The organism is Vibrio sp. Vf1514 (assembly GCF_052076135.1).
In the GTDB taxonomy this organism is placed as follows: domain Bacteria; phylum Pseudomonadota; class Gammaproteobacteria; order Enterobacterales; family Vibrionaceae; genus Vibrio; species Vibrio furnissii.
Map to the genome: position 1 here is coordinate 748360 of NZ_CP197267.1, position 17324 is coordinate 765683.

At 52.7% G+C, this 17324-nt stretch carries 17 protein-coding genes; 8 read left to right on the forward strand and 9 right to left on the reverse strand.

Annotation, left to right across the window (positions count from 1 at the left end; translation table 11 throughout):
* Positions 1-65 precede the first annotated feature (65 nt).
* The gene (gene purL / locus ACS18Q_RS03525; RefSeq protein ID WP_441257387.1) at positions 66-3989 is read left to right on the forward strand and encodes a phosphoribosylformylglycinamidine synthase; all 3924 of its coding nucleotides are present in this window, start codon (positions 66-68) and stop codon (positions 3987-3989) included.
* Between the two features lie 429 nt (positions 3990-4418).
* Positions 4419-6275: an FAD-dependent oxidoreductase gene (locus ACS18Q_RS03530; protein ID WP_441257388.1), complete on the forward strand. Its 1857-nt coding sequence runs from the start codon at positions 4419-4421 to the stop codon at positions 6273-6275.
* Positions 6276-6403: 128 nt separating this feature from the next.
* On the opposite strand, the gene ACS18Q_RS03535 is transcribed toward ACS18Q_RS03530, so the two are convergent.
* The 5 genes from ACS18Q_RS03535 to tsaA form a co-directional block, all read right to left on the reverse strand.
* On the reverse strand, positions 6404-6595 hold the full coding sequence (locus tag ACS18Q_RS03535) for a DUF4250 domain-containing protein (protein WP_004729232.1): 192 nt from the start codon (positions 6593-6595) through the stop codon (positions 6404-6406).
* A gap of 2 nt (positions 6596-6597) precedes the next feature.
* Entirely contained in the window at positions 6598-6801 is a 204-nt protein-coding gene (locus tag ACS18Q_RS03540) for a YaeP family protein (protein WP_004729231.1), read from the reverse strand.
* A 104-nt stretch (positions 6802-6905) separates the two neighbouring features.
* A complete protein-coding gene (locus tag ACS18Q_RS03545; protein WP_014205599.1) occupies positions 6906-7553 on the reverse strand; it encodes a tellurite resistance TerB family protein in 648 nt (215 codons plus the stop codon).
* Between the two features lie 107 nt (positions 7554-7660).
* Positions 7661-9376 (reverse strand): proline--tRNA ligase, encoded by a 1716-nt coding sequence (locus tag ACS18Q_RS03550; RefSeq protein WP_038152724.1) that lies wholly within the window; start codon positions 9374-9376, stop codon positions 7661-7663.
* Positions 9377-9522: 146 nt separating this feature from the next.
* Positions 9523-10218: a tRNA (N6-threonylcarbamoyladenosine(37)-N6)-methyltransferase TrmO gene (gene tsaA, locus ACS18Q_RS03555; protein WP_154180845.1), complete on the reverse strand. Its 696-nt coding sequence runs from the start codon at positions 10216-10218 to the stop codon at positions 9523-9525.
* 238 nt (positions 10219-10456) lie between these two features.
* Here tsaA and ACS18Q_RS03560 point away from each other — a divergent pair, with 238 nt between their 5' ends.
* The 3 genes from ACS18Q_RS03560 to ACS18Q_RS03570 all read left to right on the forward strand — a co-directional run bounded on the left by ACS18Q_RS03560 (position 10457) and on the right by ACS18Q_RS03570 (position 12650).
* Positions 10457-10714, forward strand: a complete 258-nt coding sequence (locus tag ACS18Q_RS03560; protein ID WP_004729223.1) for a type B 50S ribosomal protein L31 — start codon at positions 10457-10459, stop codon at positions 10712-10714.
* Positions 10715-10840, forward strand: coding sequence for a type B 50S ribosomal protein L36 (gene ykgO, locus ACS18Q_RS03565; protein ID WP_038152722.1), 126 nt, complete (start codon positions 10715-10717; stop codon positions 10838-10840).
* Positions 10841-11063: 223 nt separating this feature from the next.
* The gene (locus ACS18Q_RS03570; RefSeq protein WP_143679307.1) at positions 11064-12650 is read left to right on the forward strand and encodes an AbgT family transporter; all 1587 of its coding nucleotides are present in this window, start codon (positions 11064-11066) and stop codon (positions 12648-12650) included.
* A gap of 73 nt (positions 12651-12723) precedes the next feature.
* Here ACS18Q_RS03570 and ACS18Q_RS03575 read toward each other — a convergent pair whose 3' ends face one another.
* Together ACS18Q_RS03575 and ACS18Q_RS03580 are read right to left on the reverse strand one after the other, a co-directional pair.
* Entirely contained in the window at positions 12724-13176 is a 453-nt protein-coding gene (locus ACS18Q_RS03575; RefSeq protein WP_143679386.1) for a YaiI/YqxD family protein, read from the reverse strand.
* Positions 13176-13466 (reverse strand): hypothetical protein, encoded by a 291-nt coding sequence (locus ACS18Q_RS03580; RefSeq protein WP_014205595.1) that lies wholly within the window; start codon positions 13464-13466, stop codon positions 13176-13178. The genes ACS18Q_RS03575 and ACS18Q_RS03580 overlap by 1 nt, the downstream gene beginning before the upstream one ends.
* Positions 13467-14312: 846 nt before the next feature.
* Between ACS18Q_RS03580 and ACS18Q_RS03585 the strand changes: the two genes are divergently transcribed.
* Positions 14313-14840, forward strand: a complete 528-nt coding sequence (locus ACS18Q_RS03585) for a GNAT family N-acetyltransferase (RefSeq protein ID WP_172475402.1) — start codon at positions 14313-14315, stop codon at positions 14838-14840.
* Here the strand turns inward: ACS18Q_RS03585 and ACS18Q_RS03590 are convergent.
* Together ACS18Q_RS03590 and ACS18Q_RS03595 are read right to left on the reverse strand one after the other, a co-directional pair.
* A complete protein-coding gene (locus ACS18Q_RS03590) occupies positions 14797-15099 on the reverse strand; it encodes a DUF3301 domain-containing protein (protein ID WP_041942608.1) in 303 nt (100 codons plus the stop codon). The two genes, ACS18Q_RS03585 and ACS18Q_RS03590, sit on opposite strands and share 44 nt — an antisense overlap.
* Positions 15100-15103: 4 nt before the next feature.
* Positions 15104-16141 (reverse strand): DUF3549 family protein, encoded by a 1038-nt coding sequence (locus ACS18Q_RS03595; RefSeq protein ID WP_004723997.1) that lies wholly within the window; start codon positions 16139-16141, stop codon positions 15104-15106.
* Between the two features lie 79 nt (positions 16142-16220).
* Between ACS18Q_RS03595 and ACS18Q_RS03600 the strand changes: the two genes are divergently transcribed.
* Both ACS18Q_RS03600 and truC read left to right on the forward strand, forming a co-directional pair.
* Positions 16221-16532, forward strand: coding sequence for a YqcC family protein (locus ACS18Q_RS03600; RefSeq protein ID WP_143679305.1), 312 nt, complete (start codon positions 16221-16223; stop codon positions 16530-16532).
* Positions 16532-17263 carry a tRNA pseudouridine(65) synthase TruC gene (gene truC, locus ACS18Q_RS03605; RefSeq protein ID WP_143679304.1) on the forward strand — a complete coding sequence of 244 codons (732 nt, stop codon included), beginning with the start codon at positions 16532-16534 and terminating at the stop codon, positions 17261-17263. Before ACS18Q_RS03600 ends, truC begins: the two co-directional genes overlap by 1 nt.
* The last annotated feature ends 61 nt before the right edge of the window (positions 17264-17324 follow it).

Genomic DNA, 17324 nt, shown 5'->3' on the forward strand with positions numbered 1-17324 from the left:
TGCTGTTATTTATGTGAATTTATTCCAATTACATCTTAATCACTTGTATATAGAGACCTAAGCACATGAGAATTTTGCGTGGCTCCCCAGCTCTTTCCGAGTTTCGTGTAAACAAACTACTTGAAACTTGTCGTGAACAACACCTGCCTGTAACCGGCATCTATGCTGAGTTCATGCACTTTGCAGATCTCAAAGCAGACTTGGACAGCCAGGAACTGGAAAAGTTAGAGAAGCTGCTGACTTACGGTCCAACCATTCAAGAACATGAACCTCAGGGATTCCTCCTGCTGGTCACGCCTCGTCCGGGCACCATTTCCCCTTGGTCATCCAAAGCGACTGATATTGCGCACAACTGTGGTCTGGCGTCGATCAAACGTCTGGAACGCGGCACGGCGTACTACGTCGAGAGCGAAACTGCGCTGACGGACGCGCAAGTGACGACTCTGAAAGCTCTGTTGCACGATCGCATGATGGAAGTGGTATTTGCGGAACTTGATGCGGCACAAGCGCTGTTTAGCGTGGCTGAGCCAGCGCCGCTGACGCAAGTGGATATCTTGGCAGGTGGCCGAACTGCGCTAGAAGAAGCAAACGTTTCCCTTGGCCTTGCGCTGGCGGAAGATGAAATTGATTACTTGGTGGAGAGTTTCATCAAGCTGGGTCGCAACCCCAATGACATCGAGCTAATGATGTTTGCTCAGGCGAACTCTGAGCACTGCCGTCACAAAATTTTCAATGCGGATTGGACCATCGACGGTGTGGATCAGGACAAATCGCTGTTCAAGATGATCAAGAACACCTTTGAAACCACACCGGATCACGTGCTGTCTGCCTACAAAGACAACGCGGCAGTCATGACGGGTTCGAAAGTGGGCCGTTTCTTCCCCAATCCAGAGTCTCGTCAATACACCTACCACCACGAAGATGCTCACATTCTGATGAAAGTGGAAACGCACAACCACCCGACGGCGATTTCACCATGGCCTGGTGCGTCAACCGGGAGCGGCGGCGAAATTCGTGATGAAGGCGCAACCGGTATCGGCGGTAAACCAAAAGCGGGTCTGGTTGGCTTTACGGTCTCGAACCTGCGCATTCCAGACTTTGTTCAGCCTTGGGAAAGTGATTTTGGTAAACCCAGCCGCATCGTGAGCGCGCTGGATATTATGCTGGAAGGCCCTCTGGGCGGCGCGGCATTTAACAACGAATTTGGTCGTCCAAATCTGCTGGGTTACTTCCGTACTTATGAAGAGAAAGTGACCTCACACGCGGGTGAAGAGATCCGCGGTTACCACAAGCCCATCATGATTGCTGGCGGCATGGGTAACATTCGTGACGAACACGTCCAGAAAAAAGAAATCCCGGTTGGCGCGAAACTGATCGTGCTGGGCGGCCCGGCGATGAACATCGGTCTGGGCGGTGGCGCAGCGTCTTCTATGGCGTCGGGTCAGTCGGCAGAAGATTTGGATTTTGCTTCCGTGCAGCGTGAAAACCCAGAAATGGAACGCCGCTGTCAAGAAGTGATTGACCGCTGTTGGCAAATGGGCGACGACAACCCGATTGCGTTTATCCACGATGTGGGCGCGGGCGGCATCTCCAACGCGCTGCCTGAGCTGGTGAACGATGGTGATCGCGGTGGTATTTTCCAACTGCGTGACGTGCCAAACGATGAACCGGGCATGAGCCCGCTGGAAATCTGGTGTAATGAATCGCAAGAGCGTTATGTACTGGCGGTTGCGCCGGAGCACATGGCGGAATTTGATGCTATTTGTCAGCGTGAGCGCGCACCTTATGCCGTCGTCGGGGTGGCAACGGAAGAGCGTCATCTGACGCTGGAAGACAGCCACTTTGACAACACGCCAATCGACATGCCGATGGACATTCTGCTTGGCAAGCCGCCGAAAATGCACCGTGAAGCGACCACGCTGAAAGTGACCAGCCCGGCGATTGACCGCAGCGGTATCGAACTCAATGACGCGGTGGATCGCGTGCTGCGTCTGCCGGCTGTGGCGGAGAAAACCTTCCTGATCACCATCGGTGACCGCACCGTGACGGGGCTGGTGGCGCGTGACCAGATGGTGGGTCCTTGGCAGGTGCCTGTAGCCAACTGCGCGGTCACAGCTGCAAGCTACGACACGTACCACGGTGAAGCGATGTCGATGGGCGAGCGCACACCGGTTGCTCTGCTGGACTTCGGCGCATCGGCACGTCTGGCGGTGGGTGAGTCACTGACCAACATCGCGGCCACCGATATCGGCGATATCAAACACATCAAACTGTCAGCGAACTGGATGTCTCCAGCCGGTCACCCGGGTGAAGATGCGGGTCTGTACGAAGCGGTGAAAGCTGTCGGTGAAGAGCTGTGTCCAGCGCTGGGTCTGACTATTCCGGTTGGTAAAGACTCGATGTCGATGAAGACCAAATGGCACGAGAATGGTGAAAACAAAGAAGTGACTTCGCCGCTGTCGCTCGTCATTACCGCGTTTGCGCGTGTGGAAGATGTGCGTAAGACCATCACACCACAACTACGTACGCCAGCGACCATGGAAGGACTGGGTGAAACGTCTCTGGTGCTGGTGGATCTGGGTAACGGTCAGAATCGTCTGGGTGCGACGGCTTTGGCGCAAGTGTACAAGCAGTTGGGTGATAAGCCGGCTGACGTGGATAACGCCGAGCAACTGAAAGGTTTCTTCGATGCGATGCAAACGCTGGTTCGCAACGACAAGCTGTTGGCTTACCACGATAAAGGCGACGGCGGTCTGTTTGTCACGCTGGCTGAAATGGCGTTTGCGGGTCACTGTGGCGTAAAAGCCAACATTGAAACCTTGGGTGATGACGCACTGGCAGCGCTGTTCAACGAAGAGTTGGGCGCGGTGATTCAGGTTAAGAACGATGAACTGAATGCGGTCTTGGCGACACTGGCGGCCCATGGCCTAGCAGCGTGTTCACACGTGATTGGTGACGTTGATGCATCGGATGACTTCGTGGTGACTTCGGGTGAACAAGTTCTTCTGCAGCGTTCACGTACCGAACTGCGTACCCTCTGGGCGGAAACGACGCACAAGATGCAAGCCATGCGCGACAACCCAGCATGTGCCGATCAAGAATTTGCAGCGAAAAAAGACAACTCAGACCCAGGTCTGAACGTGTCACTGAGCTTTGATGTCAACGAAGATGTTGCGGCACCTTACATCGCTGCGCCTATGGTCAATACCGGCGCGAAGCCGAAGATGGCGATTCTGCGTGAGCAGGGCGTGAACTCACACGTTGAAATGGCGGCAGCCTTTGACCGCGCCGGCTTTGACGCAGTCGACATTCACATGAGCGACATTCTGACCGGTCAAGCGGTACTGGATGCCTACCAAGGTCTGGTCGCGTGTGGTGGCTTCTCCTACGGTGACGTGCTGGGCGCGGGTGAAGGTTGGGCGAAATCGGTGCTGTTCAACGTGCAAGCTCGCGAACAGTTCGAGCAGTTCTTCAACCGTCAGGACACCTTCTCGCTGGGTGTGTGTAACGGCTGTCAAATGTTGTCTAACCTGAAAGATCTGATCCCAGGTGCAGACTTGTGGCCACGTTTCGTACGCAACGAATCGGAGCGTTTTGAAGCGCGCTTTAGCCTGGTTGAAGTGCAGAAGTCGGATTCTGTATTCTTCGATGGCATGGCGGGCTCGCGTATGCCGATTGCGGTCTCTCACGGTGAAGGTCGTGTGGAAGTTCGCGATGAAGCGCACCTCAATGCGATTGAACAATCTGGTACGGTTGCCGTGCGTTTCGTGGATAACTTCGGTCAGCCGACGCAGCAATATCCGAACAACCCGAACGGTTCACCAAATGCGATTACCGGTCTGACAACGCAAGATGGCCGTGTCACCATCATGATGCCGCACCCAGAGCGTGTCTTCCGCACTGTGGCGAACTCATGGCACCCAGACCACTGGGGCGAAAATGGTGCTTGGATGCGTATGTTCCAAAACGCGCGTAAGAACTTGGGTTAATCCCAAACCATGACGACACAAAGGCTCTGCTTCGGCAGGGCCTTTTTTATTTATGCATGCCATTTATCAGGCCTCCCTTGAGAGCGAATGAATTCATGTGAAATTTTATTGCTTGATAAACAAGACGTTAAAATTTTTCTTCTGCATGGCGAATTCGCGAATTTCACTTTCTTGCGCAAAGTCAAAGTAATCCGTCCTTGCTGTGCAAGAATGCTCGGATCAAAAAATTTGAGTCTCAGTCTGCATAGCAAATCACATCATGTCTCTCACTATGCAGTTGTTGATGGGAAATACCGAAAAATAACGCCTAAAGGGAGCCATCCCAAGATGAAAAGAAAGGATTCTTGTTCTCGCGAAAATCATATCAGTCCTTAGGTCGATACGGACTGCGGCTGTATTTCCCACTGTCAGTCTAAGTTGAGGATTGTTATGGTCTTAATTACCCTGAATGGAAAGCCTTGCCACGTTGACCCCCATCAAAGCTTATGGCTTGCTGCGCAGCAGTGTGGCGTGATCATTCCCTGTTTATGTGGTTCGGAAGGCATTCAACACCATTGCGGTTTGTGTGACGTCGAGGTGGACGGCGCAGGGATCGTGAGCGCCCGTGACTGCAAGCCGCGTGATGGAATGGTGGTGACCACCAACAGCACGGCACTGGAGCTGCGCCGCAAACATCGCCTCGAAACGTTGTTGGATAACCCCAATATCACTTGTAGTCTGCCGCCGTGTCAGGTGGCGTGCCCAGCCAAAGTCGACGTTCAGTTGTATCTGTCTCTGATTGCCAACAATGAGCTGCAACAGGCTGTTGACGTGATTAAAAACACCTTGCCCATGCCGCTGTCGATAGGCCGCGTGTGTCCGGCGTTTTGCGAGCACAAATGCTTGCGCCGCAATGTGGATGAACCTCTAGCCATTCGCCAGTTAAAACGATATGCCGCCGACTACGATGTCACGGCGGCGCCATCCCTGCAGCCCGAACGCAAACCGGCCAAAGGGCAGAAAATTGCCATTGTCGGTGCTGGCCCGGGGGGGCTGAGCTGCGGTTATTTTCTTGGTCGCGAAGGGTATGAGGTCGATATTTTTGAGGCCATGCCACAAGCGGGCGGGTGGTTGCGTTACGGTATTCCGGAGTTTCGGTTGCCCAAAGCCATTTTGGATCAAGAGATTGAGTTGCTGTGTCAGCATGGGGTGACGCTGCATACCGGCCAAGTGTTGGGCGAGGATTTCACGTTGTCGGCATTAAGTCAGCAGTACAGCGCGGTCTGTTTGGCTGTCGGTGCTTCTCAAGCCAGTGCGATGGCGTATGCAGGCAGCGATTTGGCCGGGTGTTTTCTGGGTGTGGATTTTCTAAAAGACCATGTGCTGGAGCGCAAACTGGCGCTGGGCAAGAAAGTGGCCGTGATTGGCGGTGGGAACACGGCGATCGACTGTGCACGCACTGCGTTGCGTCGTGGCGCGGAGGTGACGTTAATTTATCGCCGCACGCGGGAGGCAATGCCTGCCGAACCTTACGAAGTCGAAGAAGCGGAGCATGAAGGCATCGCGTTTCGTTTTCTCACCAACCCGATTGAAAACATCGCCGATGAGCATGGCCGAGTCAAACAGGTGGTGTTAGAGAAAATGGCCTTGGGTGAACCCGATGCGAGCGGCCGACGTTCACCAACCCCGACTGGCGAAACGGAGACATTGGCGTTTGATACTGTCATCGCTGCTGTCTCGCAGCAGACCGATACTCGCTTTTTAGAAGGCGAGGCGATGGCGTTGAATCTCAGCCGCCACAACACCATTGACGTGGATGAACACACCATGTTTTCAGGCGTGGGGAATATTTTTGCGATTGGTGATGTGCGCCGCGGACCGGCGACGGCGATTGAAGCGATTGCCGATGCGCGCGTGGCTGCGCAGAGCATTGATGCGTCGCTCGGTGGTGACATGGTGCCTTTGTATACGCGCTCTTTCCGCTCACGCAATGCGTCACGCTCCGCACATTTGGTGCGCCCTGATCATGCGCAGCGCGTGAAAGAGAGCTTGAAAACCATGGCACGCGGAAACAGTGATGCGGTCAAAGCGCAGCATTATCAGTGGGCGATGCAGGGGATCTTTCGCGCCAAAATGCCCGAAATCGACATGGCGCGCCGGGTGACCTCGTTCGACGAAGTTGAGACTGGGTTTAGCGCGGAGCAAGCATACCACGAGGCACGGCGCTGTATGAGTTGTGGTTGTCATGAGGGTAATCAGTGTAAATTGCGCCGCTATGCCACCGAGTACGACGTGCATTTGAGCTAAGCCATGAAAGGCGGCAAGTGCTGCGTCTAAATACACAACGAGCCCGTCATGACGGGCTCGTTGCTGTTTCGATGCTTCCCCGCTCGATGAAGCTTGGGGGGATCGGGCGGCTTGGTGGAAAAGCGCGCTTAACGAAATTGGCCAGCTTCTGGCAAAAACTCAAACCCGGCCGTCGCCAAGCGAGCTTCTAGCGCTGCACGATCAATCTCAAAATAGGCCACCAATTGGTTCAGATCGCCGCCGAAATCATCACGCAGCTTCATATTCACGATGCTCATCAGCATCACGGGATCCATGGTGGCAAAGTTCGCCAAATTCATGTTTAGTCCTCGAAATCAGAAATCAATAAGTTCGCCGCGGCAAACGCCGCTTTTTCGCGGGCTTCCTTGGGAAGGGAAGTGTCTGCAGCGATGTCATTGAGCGCACGTACGGCACAAGAAATCGCCTGCGGCACGTACCCTTGGTCGCCACTGCCAATTTGTGCGTACAGCTCACGCACCAAATCACAACACGCATAAACTTGCATGATTTTATCCTCTAAAAAAGTCTCTGCGTCCAATATACACACACCGCTCCCCGCTGACAAAACTGCGGTTTGCGTTGGCGCAAATTCCGCGTGCAATTGGCGATTTATTCTTCGCGGACTTGTTGATGGAGTTTGGCGACCAGCGCGTCGTCCAAGCGAAGCTGTTTCGCTAATTCGCTTAAGTACGCTTTTTCCATAAAGCTCTGCTCATCGACGATTAAGCACGATGCGAGGTAGAGTTCGGCGGCTTGAGCCGGCGTTTGCGCGAGGCGGGCGATGTCCGCCGGATCGAGCGGTTTCTTCAATTCCAGCTCAATCAAGGTTTGCACGCCAGCGTCGGCGCCCAATTGCTGCACGGCTTGATTGATGTGTGCCATTTCGTGCTCATCGACATGGCCGTCGGCTTTGGCCGCCGCGATCATTGCTTTGAGGATCAGTAACTCATGGCGGGGATTGTGTTCATCGAAGGTGGCTGCCGGTGGGGCAGAAGCTGGCTGTTTGGCTTGCCAATCGTTATATACCTTGTACGCCAAGGCACCCAAAGCCGCTGCGCCGCCGATTTTCAGTGCGTTTTTGCCCAACTTCTTGCTTTTCTTCGAGCCCATCAATACGCCAAGCAGGCCGCCACCAAGTGCGCCGGCGCCGAACGTGGCGAGTGTGCTTTTATCGCGGGTGAGGGATTGCGCGTGCTGGGTGCCTTTTTGCCCCCATTCTGAATTCAGCGCTTGATTGAGTAACGCTTTCAGATCCATAAGTCACCTCCTTGAGTGTCTAGACAGTCTAGAAAGGGGCAGATGAACCCACGATTAATCGCATAAAAAAAGCTGCCCGAAGGCAGCTTTTCAAACTCAGTTGGCGATTAAGCCAGTTGCGCTTTGATGTGCTCAACGATCTGGTCGATGGCAATCGCAGTTTTTTCACCGTTGCGACGGTTTTTGTATTCGAAGTTGCCTTCGTCCATGCTGCGGTCACCGATCACGATGGTGTGAGGAACACCGATCAGCTCCATATCTGAGAACATCACGCCTGGGCGCTCTTTACGATCATCAAACAGTACGTCGATGCCAGCGGCACTCAATTCAGCGTACAGTTTTTCTGCTGCTTGTTGAACGCGCTCTGATTTGTGCATGTTCATTGGCACGATCGCCACTTGGAACGGTGCAATCGCATCTGGCCAGATGATGCCGTATTTGTCGTTGTTCTGTTCAATCGCTGCAGCAACCACACGTGAAACACCGATGCCGTAACAGCCCATTTCCAGAATCACGTTTTTGCCGTCTGGACCAAGCACGCTACAGTTCATTTTTTCAGAGTAGTTGGTGCCCAGTTGGAAGATGTGACCCACTTCGATACCACGTTTTAGCATCAGGGTGCCTTTGCCACATGGGCTTGGATCGCCTTCCACGACGTTACGTAGGTCCGCCACTTTACCCAGTGCGACGTCACGACCCCAGTTGATGCCGAAGTAGTGTTTGCCGTCGATGTTGGCGCCAGCGCCAAAGTCGCTCATGACCGCGACAGTGCGGTCAACGATGAATGGCAGTTCCAGACCGACAGGACCCAGTGAACCAGGGCCTGCACCGATCAGGGCGCGAATTTCTTCTTCGCCAGCCATTTCTAGCGGCGCGGCCACTTCAGGCAGATTTTCTGCTTTGATTTCGTTCAGTTCGTGGTCACCGCGTACGATCAACGCAATGATCGCAGCATCGACCTCGTCAGACGCTTTTACAAACAGGGTTTTAACGGTTTTCTCGATTGGCAGACCGTGTTGCTCAACCAATTCCGCGATGGTTTTCGCGTTTGGCGTGTCAACCAGCGTCATCGCTTGGGTTGGTGCGTCAGCTGCGGCGGCTGGCGCTAAGGCTTCTGCTTTTTCGATGTTGGCTGCGTAATCGGATTCTGTTGAGAACACGATCAAATCTTCGCCGCTTTCCGCGAGGACGTGGAATTCTTGCGAACCGTTACCACCAATCGCGCCGCTGTCTGCCAGCACTGGGCGGTAATCCAGACCCATGCGATCAAACGCTTTGCAGTAAGCGGCATGCATGGCGTCGTAAGATTTTTGCAGGCCTTGTTTGTCAAGGTCGAAGCTGTACGCATCCATCATGGAGAATTCACGAGCACGCATCACGCCGAAACGTGGGCGGCGTTCATCACGGAATTTGGTTTGGATTTGGTACAGGTTCAGCGGCAACTGTTTGTAAGAGCTCACTTCGTTACGTACGAGCGCAGTGATCACTTCTTCTGCTGTTGGGCTAAGAACAAACGGACGAACGTGACGGTCAGTAAAGCGAAGCAGCTCAGGACCCATCTTCTCGCTGCGCCCTGTCTCTTCCCAAAGTTCAAACGGCTGAACAACGGGCATCAACGTTTCGATAGCACCTGCGCGATCGATTTCTTGACGAACGATGTTTTCGACTTTACGCAATACGCGCAGACCAGTAGGTAGCCAGGTGTAAAGACCTGAAGCTAGCTTACGGATCATACCTGCACGTAGCATGAGCTGGTGGCTCACGATTTCTGCGTCGTTTGGAGTCTCCTTCAGAGTAGAAAGAAGATAGTTACTGGTACGCATTTAAGTATCCGTTTTTCAAAGTTTTAAGGAATCGCAACGCCTTGGAGTGTTCAAGTCGGCCTTTCGGGCCGCTGAATGGATTCACAAGGGTATCGGTCGCGACTAAAAATAAATTAGCGGCTCATAATATCAGCCTATTGCTTTTGTCAAAAGCGTTCTATTGCGGTCACTGTCACTAAGTTACCGTTCACCGTGAATTTCACGTTCAAATCGTACAAATTGACCGCATATTCCTTCATGTCCGGTTTGTTTTTTTTGTACGCCGGACGTGGATCTTGAGCCAGCACTTCGTGAATCACGGCTTGCTGTTCTACGCCATGAGGCGAGCGATGCAACACCTCTAGCGCGGCCGGGGAAAAGGTCACTTGCGCGAGCTCGGGCTCGGCTTCCGCATAGCCGCCTTGCGCATCAGCAATCGCATCGGCGTAGGGAATATACGGTTTGATGTCGATGATCGGTGTGCCATTCACCAGATCGACGCTGCCGAGATCGAGATAGATCTGATCGCCCTGTTTGCTGACGCCACGCAAGGCAACCGCGGACATGCCAATGCCATTGGGGCGAAATGTTGAGCGTGAGGCCAACACCCCAATACGCTCATTGCCTCCGAGACGCGGCGGGCGTACGGTCGGTTTCCAACCCGCTTGCAGGTTCTGATCAAACAAGAACAACAACCACAGATGGCTGAATTGCTCAATGCCGCGCACGGCTTCTGGGCAGTTGATTTCGCCCAACAGTTTGACGCGGGCACGGGCGCTCGGCACCAAACGTGGCTGACGGGGCACGGCAAACTTTTCTTGATACGGGCTTTCGATAACCGCAATCGGATCGATGGTGTACATAACTTCCTACTTCACGCCGACCGATGATGGGCGGCAAATTTTGCGCGTCACGCGCCGAAAAAAATCACATCGTACCAGCGCGCTAAGTGGCTGTTTTACCGAAGCGGAGGGCTGGTATGCCGATGAACTTGGCAAAAAATAGCATATTCCTCTCGACAAATCGCTTGCAAAACTGCATAGGTGAGAATTACTATTATTTAAAATGTTATAACATAACAATTTAACCAAGGAGAAAAGTATGAAAGCAGGCATTCATCCGAACTATCGACCGGTGGTGTTCCACGACACCAGCATCGATCACTATTTTGTGATTGGTTCTGCGCTGCAAACCGATCAAACCATCGAATGGCAAGGTAAAACCTATCCCTACATGGCGATCGATGTGTCGTCGGAATCGCATTCGTTTTACACCGGTAAACAGCGAGCGGTACAGCAAGAGGGCCGAATCGCTAACTTCAATCGTCGTTTTTCCCGTTTTGGGGCGAAGGAGCAATAAATGAAAGTACTGAGTTCACTCAAAAGCGCAAAAAATCGCCATCCAGATTGCCAGATCGTCAAGCGTCGCGGGCGTTTGTATGTCATTTGCAAAACTAATCCGAGGTTTAAAGCCGTGCAACGCTAAGTGATTGGCATATTTAATAATGACGCCCATTGATATTATTTTATCTTATGTGTTGTTAATGGTTTTATAATCTGATTAATTAGCTTGTTTACGTTACATTATTCTTGTTTTGAAATCATTTGTAACATTTGTGATTTTAATCTGTTCCCTTCCTCAAGTACTCTGCGCCAGCTTTTGACATTTCCGTCACATTTGCTCAGGAATTACTACAAGGAGGGAACGGATGAGTTCATCTGCTTCAATAAACCAACCTGCACCAAAAAAGCCCTTTTTTACCCGCTTCTTAGATGGTGTTGAATATTTGGGGAACCTATTGCCCCATCCCATTACGCTGTTTGCGCTGTTCTGCTTAGCCATTTTGCTGGCATCTGGTGTGGCCGGTTACTTTGAATTGTCAGTCATGGATCCGCGTCCGGAAGGCGCCAAAGGGCGCGCGGCGGATGGCATGATTCACGTGGTCAGCTTGCTCAATGCGGAAGGCTTGCAGCTGATTGTCACCAATCTGGTGAAAAACTTTGTTGGCTTTGCGCCGTTGGGTACTGTGTTGGTGGCCATGTTGGGCGTGGCGATTGCGGAGTACTCTGGTCTGCTTTCTGCGGCCATGCGTGGCTTGGTGATGGGCGCGTCTCAGCGCATGGTCACCGTGACGGTGGTATTTGCCGGTATCATTTCCAATACTGCATCGGAGCTTGGTTATGTGGTGTTGATTCCTCTTGCGGCGATGCTGTTTCACTCTTTGGGTCGCCACCCGTTGGCCGGTTTGGCGGCGGCGTTTGCAGGGGTGTCTGGCGGCTATTCGGCCAACTTGCTGATCGGCACGGTGGATCCGCTGCTGTCGGGGATCACCGAAACCGCGGCGCAGATGATTGACCCGACATACACCGTAGGGCCTGAAGTGAACTGGTACTTCATGTTTGTGTCGACCTTCTTCATTGCCGCGATGGGCGCATTTGTGACCGAGAAAATCGTTGAGCCGAAACTGGGCGCATACAACGATGAAGAAGCGGCGGAAGATCTGTCGCACGACAAAATGGGCACCCTGACAGCGCTAGAGAAAAAAGCGCTGAAGTGGGCTGGCGTGGCGGTATTGGTGGTCAGCGCGTTGCTGGCGTGGACCGTGGTACCAGCCGATGGCATTCTGCGTTCGGCAGAGGGTCAAATTGCCGGTTCTCCGTTTCTGAAAAGTATCGTGGCATTCATCTTCGTCTTCTTCGCGATTCCTGGTTTTGTGTACGGCAAGATTGTGGGCACGATGAAAACCGACCGTGATGTGATTGATGCGATGGCGAAGTCGATGTCATCGATGGGCATGTACATCGTGTTGGTGTTCTTTGCGGCGCAGTTTGTTGCGTTTTTCAAGTGGACCAATTTCGGTCAAGTGTTTGCGGTTGCTGGCGCTGAATTCCTGCAAGACATTGGCTTGACGGGGCCGATGCTGTTCTTTGCTTTCATTTTGATGTGTGGCTTCATTAACTTGATGATTGGTTCTGCGTCGGCCCAGTGGGCGGTGACCGCACCGATCTTCGTGCCGATGCTGATGCTGGTGGGGTACGCACCCGAAGTGATTCAAGCGGCGTACCGCATTGGAGACTCGACCACCAACATCATCACGCCGATGATGAGCTACTTCGGCTTGATTTTGGCGGTCGCTACGCGCTACATGAAGAACTTGGGCATTGGTACGTTGATCGCCACCATGCTGCCGTACTCTGTGATGTTTATTGTTGGCTGGAGTCTGCTGTTCTACGTGTGGGTTTTTGTGTTCGGTTTGCCGGTGGGCCCGGGTGCCGCGACGTACTACACGCCATAAGCGATTGACCATAAACAAATGACGGTCAATGACAACGAAAACCTGCGCTCAGCGCAGGTTTTTTTAATTCCGCTTAGCGCGTCTGGTGCTTGGCCAAAATGCGGTCGAGGTGGTTAGCGAATTCACGTCGTTCCGTTTGCGACAGTGCGGCCGGGCCGCCGGTTTGAATACCGCTGGAGCGCATGGTGTCCATAAAGTCACGAATATTGAGGCGCGCTTTGATGGTTTCGCTGGTATAAAGCTCACCGCGAGGGCTGAGTGCCAGCGCGCCTTTGGTAATCACTTCATCGGCCAGCGGAATGTCGGATGTGATCACCAAATCGCCCGCCGCGACGCGTTGCACGATTTCGTTGTCGGCCACATCAAATCCGCTCGCCACTTGTAGGCTACGAATGTTGTCGCGCTTGGGCACCGGCACCAAATGGTTGGCCACAAACGTACATTCAATCCCCGTGCGTTCTGCGGCGCGAACCAGCGTCTCGCGAATCACTTTCGGACAGGCGTCCGCATCGACCCATAATTTCATCATGATTGACCTGCCAATTGTGCTTCCAACGCGTGCACACGCTGCGTCAGTTCGGCCACTTGTTGTTCCAGTGCGCTAAGACGATCGTTTTCCGCCGTCGACGGTGCAGCCACTTCCACTTTGGGCACGCGATGGGCGCTTTTCCAGCTTTTGATGATGGTGATCAGCGCGGGCATCGGCACCGAGGTCGACAAGCGGGCTTTCACTAAGGCCACGCTGGGCTCTTTGCCTTCGTGGTGGAGACTGGTCAGAATCGCTTCCAGCTCTTGAGTTACGTCTTTGGTGAGCATTGTTTGTCCCTTTTGAGTCATTGGGGTGATCTTACTGATATTTCATGGCGAGCAAAAGAGGGAATGCGTTGTAAGAGATCTCTTACATGATGTGTAAGATAATGGATTTTTGTGACGAGAAAAATGCGATGTAATCGTTTTAAGTGTTTGATTTTTAGTGTTTGTTTTTATGCGCTCTCTTTCAGGATGAAAATAATGTTTTGGGGGGCATTGCGAAAAAAACGCAGTGGCGTAAATTGAACCCTGTCGGAAGGGAACTGACACGGATTTGGATTCACCACTGGACGGTGGTTTCAGGATGAAGATGGCGATAACGGATACATCGTCACACGGATGGCAGGATTTCGAACGGAATCGACGGTTTACACGGAGTAAACTGGCAAGGACTGCACAGGACACCTCGGGATGAGGTCGGAACCCCATCAGGATGATGGCAAGGACACCGCTCAGGGAACAAGTGATGTGTGCTGATCAGGAAGGGTTGGCAATAGGGAATAACGGACACCGCTAGGACGGCGATGCGAGGACGAGGCAGAAGGATTCTGTCACTATTATGGATGATGCATGGAGCAATCATCAGTAGCCGGACTGCTGCGAGTAAGACTTAAGCCCCGATACCTCGTGTATCGGGGCTTTTCTTAATCTTTCCAAGCGTGATGTGCCACGCGCTATCCTGACGGTTGACGTCAGGCCATGCGATTCGTGCGAATCAATTTATAAAATAACGAACAAATCGCAATCCAGATCAATACGATGTCATCTCAGTTGGTTTAATTTTCGGCTACTTTCCTAGGGCTAGGAAGGGCCAATTTGGTTATTCGGAATTGCTGTAAACAAGGATTGTCAGTGACAATAGTGACACGCAGAACGCTTGTTATTCCTTACACAGAATCGTTTGAGTCTGATTTCCTCATGCTCAACTGCTGTGCGAAAAACCGCGCTCAGATGAACGGCCCGAAAACGGTCGCCTCCGCAAAACAACTCTTTCAACGTGTGCTGCACGACCCCACGCTCCATGCCATGGCGGTCCTGGACAATTACAACCGCGAATACATGGGCCATGTGTTTGTTTCCATAGAAGACGGGCAGGCTGAACTGGGGTATATCTTTGACAAAGCGTATTGGGGGCAAGGTTTAGCCAGTGAAGCGCTGTTGGCGTTTTTCCCCAAAATATGTCAACGACTCCATTTAGAGAAAGTCTCTGCGACCGTGAATTTGCAGCATTACCCCTCGATTGCGATTTTACACAAGCTCGGTTTTCACCTGCTGGGGGTGAATGAAGACGCATTTGGCCCGTATTACGAGTTTGCGTGGCTGAAAGAAGAAACGGCTACACCATACGATGCGGTGGCACATGGAATGCCTGCGGCGTAAAACCGCGCATGATCAAATGGCCCTGATAGCAGTCGTCACCGAGCGCTGAAAACTCAAAATAATACACGGTATGCCAACGCCAGCGATGATCGGGCGTTTTCCATTTGTGGTGCCCAAACGAAACACTCAGCAGTTGCAGCTCGAGTTCGTCGCACTTGCGCGCAATGCGGGCTTTGGCGAGTTCGGACTGGCGACGCTGTTGCCAGAATGCAAAGCAGACAAGGCTAAACAGCACAATGCTCAACAGGTCACCAATCATGCATTTACCCTTTCGTCGACTGTTGCAGGTTCATCAAAGCTTGGGCCAGTTCTGGGGACGGGCTGGTGTGCAGCAACGGCAGGAGCACGAGGCGCAGCTCAGGCAGCATCACCAAATCCGCAAACAACTGGTTGAACAACGACTGATTTCCGCTTTGTGCCAAACGCAGTAAAAAGCGCTGAGCGCGGCCGCTGTCGGCAAGCATCGACCAACTGCGGCCAGCAATCCCAATCAGCACTTCTGGGTGGCTCAAGCGCGGACTGTTTAACACTGCATCCAATACTTGACTTTGTATTGCCGCCGGAGCACCGGACAAGGCACGTACGAGGGCTGAAAGCAAAAACAGATCTGGCTCGTGAGCAGCGATTTGTGCCTCGGCATGCTCTTGAAGGCGTGCAGCCAGTTTTTCTGGCAGCGCGATGTGCTCCAACGCACCGAGCAATGCATACAGCGGCTGAGGCGGCAGGTGGTTGAGCGCTTTGCGCAGCAAAACACCATTTTGCTCTTGGCCTAAGCGGGCACAAATATCGGTGATTCCTTGTAAGCCAACGGTTTGCCAATTCTCCCATCCCAAATCGCCAGTAAAATAGTGCTGTGCATGTTCATAGTACTGGCTGCATGGTAGCCCCAATTGGGCGCGAATTTGGCTGTGGAACACCGCCATTTTGTCATCGGCAGGTTTGAAGGTGTAAGGGTTGTTGGCCAGCTTTTGTTGCTGCTCGTCGCTCATCTCCTGATTGAGTCGCGTGCCCATGGCTTCAATCACGTATTTGATGAATTGACCCACATCGGCTTGCGCCAACAAGCCACGCTCATCCAGCGTGAACTTCAAAAACCAGATCCAAGGTTGGTTGGATTCGTTCCAATACACAATCGCCAAATGCGCCGTGCGTTTTAGCGGGTAAGGGTAAGGTTGGTGGCCGAGTTCCACTTGTTCAAATTGCGCGGTATCAATCGCTTGAATGCGGCGTCCTAAGTCGAACACCTGATATTGGCAGCCGCTATTTTTTAGCAGCTCACTGAGAGTATGAATGGTATCCATGGGAGCAAATTGGTCCTAACTTTCTTTGTTCAATAGATGGTATCATTCGCCGCTAATTCAAGGCCAGGAAGTAAAGATAATGACCGCCGCCACAATTTTTACACTGTTGCAGCAACTGGAAGAGGCACTGCGTGCATCCGGAGCTTGGCAAGATTCGGCGCCCGATGTGCAGGCGTTGCAAAGCACTCAGCCGTTTGCGATCGATACGCTGGCGCCGCACGAATGGCTACAGTGGATTTTTGTGCCGCGTATGCAGCAGATGATTGAGCAGCAGATGACGTTGCCCGCAGGTTTTACGTTGTCGCCCTATTTTGAAGAGGCGTGGAAAGAGCGCCAAGAGTTTGCTGCCGTGATGCAGGTCTTATATCAACTCGATAAGGTATCGCAGTAATGCTGGAGATTATTTATCAGGACGACTACATCGTTGCCGTCAACAAGCCTGCGGGTATGTTGGTGCATCGCAGTTGGTTGGATAAACACGAAACGCAATTTGTGATGCAAACGCTGCGCGATCAGATTGGTCAGCATGTGTTCCCGTTGCATCGTTTGGATCGCCCTACCTCTGGGGTGTTGGTGTTTGCCTTGTCCAGTGAGATAGCGGCGAATATGATGCCCATGTTCGCCAACCATGAAATGGAAAAAACCTATCATGCGATTGTGCGTGGCTGGATTGAAGCAGGGGATGTGTTGGATTACCCACTCAAAGAAGAGCTGGATAAAATCGCCGACAAATTTGCCAAGCAAGATAAAGCGCCGCAAGACGCGGTCACAGCCTATCAACCGCTTGCTAAAGTGGAAGTGCCACATTCGACGGGCAAGTTTCCCACCACGCGCTATTGTCTGATGGAAATGAAGCCGAAAACTGGGCGCAAGCACCAGTTGCGTCGCCACATGGCGCATTTGCGTCATCCAATTGTTGGCGATACCACCCATGGTGATGGCAAACACAACCGCCTGTACCGCGAGGTGTATGACGCGCATCGCTTGATGCTACACGCCAGCGAACTGCGTTTCGTGCATCCGTATACCGAACAAGAACTGGTACTGCGCGCGGGGTTTGATGCCACTTGGCAGCGCTTGTTTGCCCTGTTTGACTGGTGTGCGCCGCAGCCATCCGCCTAGCAAGGTTTTGTCAGCGACGTCATTGATGTCGTTTCAGCCATAAAAAAGCCTTCTCTTGGAG

Coding starts and splice junctions, on each gene's coding strand:
- purL (WP_441257387.1), top strand. CDS start 66: ATGAGAATTTTGCGTGGCTCCCCAGCTCTTTCCGAGTTTCGTGTAAAC.
- ACS18Q_RS03530 (WP_441257388.1), top strand. CDS start 4,419: ATGGTCTTAATTACCCTGAATGGAAAGCCTTGCCACGTTGACCCCCAT.
- ACS18Q_RS03535 (WP_004729232.1), bottom strand. CDS start 6,595: ATGAATTTGGCGAACTTTGCCACCATGGATCCCGTGATGCTGATGAGC.
- ACS18Q_RS03540 (WP_004729231.1), bottom strand. CDS start 6,801: ATGCAAGTTTATGCGTGTTGTGATTTGGTGCGTGAGCTGTACGCACAA.
- ACS18Q_RS03545 (WP_014205599.1), bottom strand. CDS start 7,553: ATGGATCTGAAAGCGTTACTCAATCAAGCGCTGAATTCAGAATGGGGG.
- ACS18Q_RS03550 (WP_038152724.1), bottom strand. CDS start 9,376: ATGCGTACCAGTAACTATCTTCTTTCTACTCTGAAGGAGACTCCAAAC.
- tsaA (WP_154180845.1), bottom strand. CDS start 10,218: ATGTACACCATCGATCCGATTGCGGTTATCGAAAGCCCGTATCAAGAA.
- ACS18Q_RS03560 (WP_004729223.1), top strand. CDS start 10,457: ATGAAAGCAGGCATTCATCCGAACTATCGACCGGTGGTGTTCCACGAC.
- ykgO (WP_038152722.1), top strand. CDS start 10,715: ATGAAAGTACTGAGTTCACTCAAAAGCGCAAAAAATCGCCATCCAGAT.
- ACS18Q_RS03570 (WP_143679307.1), top strand. CDS start 11,064: ATGAGTTCATCTGCTTCAATAAACCAACCTGCACCAAAAAAGCCCTTT.
- ACS18Q_RS03575 (WP_143679386.1), bottom strand. CDS start 13,176: ATGAAATTATGGGTCGATGCGGACGCCTGTCCGAAAGTGATTCGCGAG.
- ACS18Q_RS03580 (WP_014205595.1), bottom strand. CDS start 13,466: ATGCTCACCAAAGACGTAACTCAAGAGCTGGAAGCGATTCTGACCAGT.
- ACS18Q_RS03590 (WP_041942608.1), bottom strand. CDS start 15,099: ATGATTGGTGACCTGTTGAGCATTGTGCTGTTTAGCCTTGTCTGCTTT.
- ACS18Q_RS03595 (WP_004723997.1), bottom strand. CDS start 16,141: ATGGATACCATTCATACTCTCAGTGAGCTGCTAAAAAATAGCGGCTGC.
- ACS18Q_RS03600 (WP_143679305.1), top strand. CDS start 16,221: ATGACCGCCGCCACAATTTTTACACTGTTGCAGCAACTGGAAGAGGCA.
- truC (WP_143679304.1), top strand. CDS start 16,532: ATGCTGGAGATTATTTATCAGGACGACTACATCGTTGCCGTCAACAAG.